Raw genomic sequence first — 2,077 nt, 5'->3', positions numbered from 1 at the left:
TGGCGTTCGATGTAGCCCTGGTATTTGATGCCGATTTCGATCTGCTCCTTGATTTGATCGAGCAGAACTGGATCGTCGGCGAGCGGCGCCTCGGGGCCGCAGGTACCTTCACGCAACCCGCAGATTCCGTCGTACGTTACACCGGGACGGCGCAGCAGGTCGGCCAAGTTATATTCGTGGTCGATCGGCTTGCCAAGCAGTGCAGTGGCTTCTTCGGCAGAAAGTGTCTTCGGATTCACCCATGTCGAACGAAGCCGTTCTGTTTCACGTGAAACAGCATCTCGCTTCCGGCAGAACGCATCCCAGCGTGTGTCATCGACCACCCCGAGCTCGCGCCCCACTTCGGTCAAGCGCATATCGGCGTTGTCCTCACGCAAGCTCAGCCGATACTCGGCACGGCTTGTGAACATACGATACGGCTCCGACACACCACGCGTGACAAGATCATCCACGAGCACCCCGAGATACGCCTGGTCCCGCCGCGGGCACCATGCGTCCTTTTCCTGGACATATCGCCCGGCATTGATGCCAGCGAGCAGCCCTTGCGCCGCGGCCTCTTCATAACCCGTCGTGCCGTTGATTTGCCCGGCGAAGAACAGCCCGCGGATCGCTTTCGTCTCAAGCGACGCCTTCAGCCCTCTTGGATCGAAGTAGTCGTACTCGATCGCATAACCGGGCCGCAGAATGTGCGCGTTTTCGAGCCCCTGCATCGAGTGAACGAGATCGAGCTGGACATCGAACGGAAGACTGGTCGAAATCCCATTCGGATAGAACTCGTTCGTGGTCAGCCCTTCGGGTTCCAGGAAGATCTGGTGCGATGTCTTCGAGGCGAAACGGTGGATCTTGTCCTCGATCGATGGGCAATACCGCGGCCCCACCCCTTCGATCACGCCGGTGTACATTGGCGAACGATCGAGGCCGCCACGAATGATGTCGTGCGTCTGCTCGTTCGTATGGGTCACCCAGCAAGGCATCTGTCGGGGGTGCTGCTCCGCGCGCCCGAGGAACGAGAACACTGGAATCGGATCGAAATCGCCCGGCTGCTCCTCGAGCTTCGAGAAATCGATCGTCCGGCCATCGATCCGCGGCGGCGTGCCCGTCTTCAGCCGTCCCTGCGGAAGCTGCAACGCCTTGAGCCGGGCCGACAAAGAAACCGCGGCAGGATCCCCTGCTCGCCCACCCGTGTAGTGGTTGAGCCCGACGTGGATCTTCCCATCGAGAAACGTGCCCGCCGTCAGGACTACAGCGCGCGCACGAAAGCGCACGCCGACCTGCGTCACCGCACCGACCACACGATCGCCTTCGACGATCAAATCTTCTACCGCCTGCTGAAACAAGCTGAGGTTCGGTTGATTCTCGAGGCGGCGACGGATCGCGGCCTTATAAAGGATGCGATCGGCCTGCGCCCGCGTCGCGCGAACAGCCGGACCCTTCGACGAATTGAGGATCCGGAACTGGATCCCGCCTTCATCGGTGGCCGCAGCCATTGCCCCGCCGAGCGCATCGACCTCCTTCACGAGATGGCCCTTGCCGATACCGCCGATCGACGGATTGCAGCTCATCTGGCCAAGGGTTTCGATGTTGTGGGTCAGCAGCAGCGTCTTGGCGCCCATACGGGCCGAGGCCAAAGCGGCTTCTGTGCCGGCGTGACCACCGCCGACGACGATAACGTCAAATTCTGTGGGATAAAGCATGGCGATCCCATGCGACGCGAAGCGCATGAGCCTGTCGGAAAAATGTATGCGCGAAATTATAGCGGGGTTCGCGGAAGAGGCGGATTCGCTAAACGGTTAGGTGGTGCCTGTTCACGCGAATTCCAGGCTTGCGCTGGCTACCAGAAGGCCGAGCGCAAGGAATGCGACGAAGGGAATAGTCGACCTATTCACAAGGAGCATGACGCAGCGATCGGCCCTTCTTGTAGCCAGCCCCAAAAAGCATTGTTTCGATTACGGGAACGGGCCTAGGTTCCGGCATGCACGTACCGATGCACTCAAAATCGCCTGTCGCCCCGGGGGACTTCCAGCGGGCGTGGAAAGCGAGACGATGTTTCACGTGGAACATCAGACTGGGCAGACAA

Annotated in this window: 1 protein-coding gene; it reads right to left on the bottom strand. The window is 60.3% G+C overall.

Annotated elements, in window-relative coordinates; translation table 11 throughout:
* Positions 1–1,694: tRNA uridine-5-carboxymethylaminomethyl(34) synthesis enzyme MnmG (gene mnmG / locus ACTHL0_RS02170; RefSeq protein ID WP_440564943.1), on the bottom strand; the 1,694-nt coding region annotated here is incomplete at its 3' end.
* Positions 1,695–2,077: the final 383 nt, after the last annotated feature.

The sequence above is a fragment of the Trinickia sp. genome, from assembly GCF_051961175.1.
GTDB lineage: Bacteria > Pseudomonadota > Gammaproteobacteria > Burkholderiales > Burkholderiaceae > Trinickia.
Note: the sequence above shows the minus strand (reverse complement) of the source record. Positions and strands in the feature narration are given on the sequence as shown.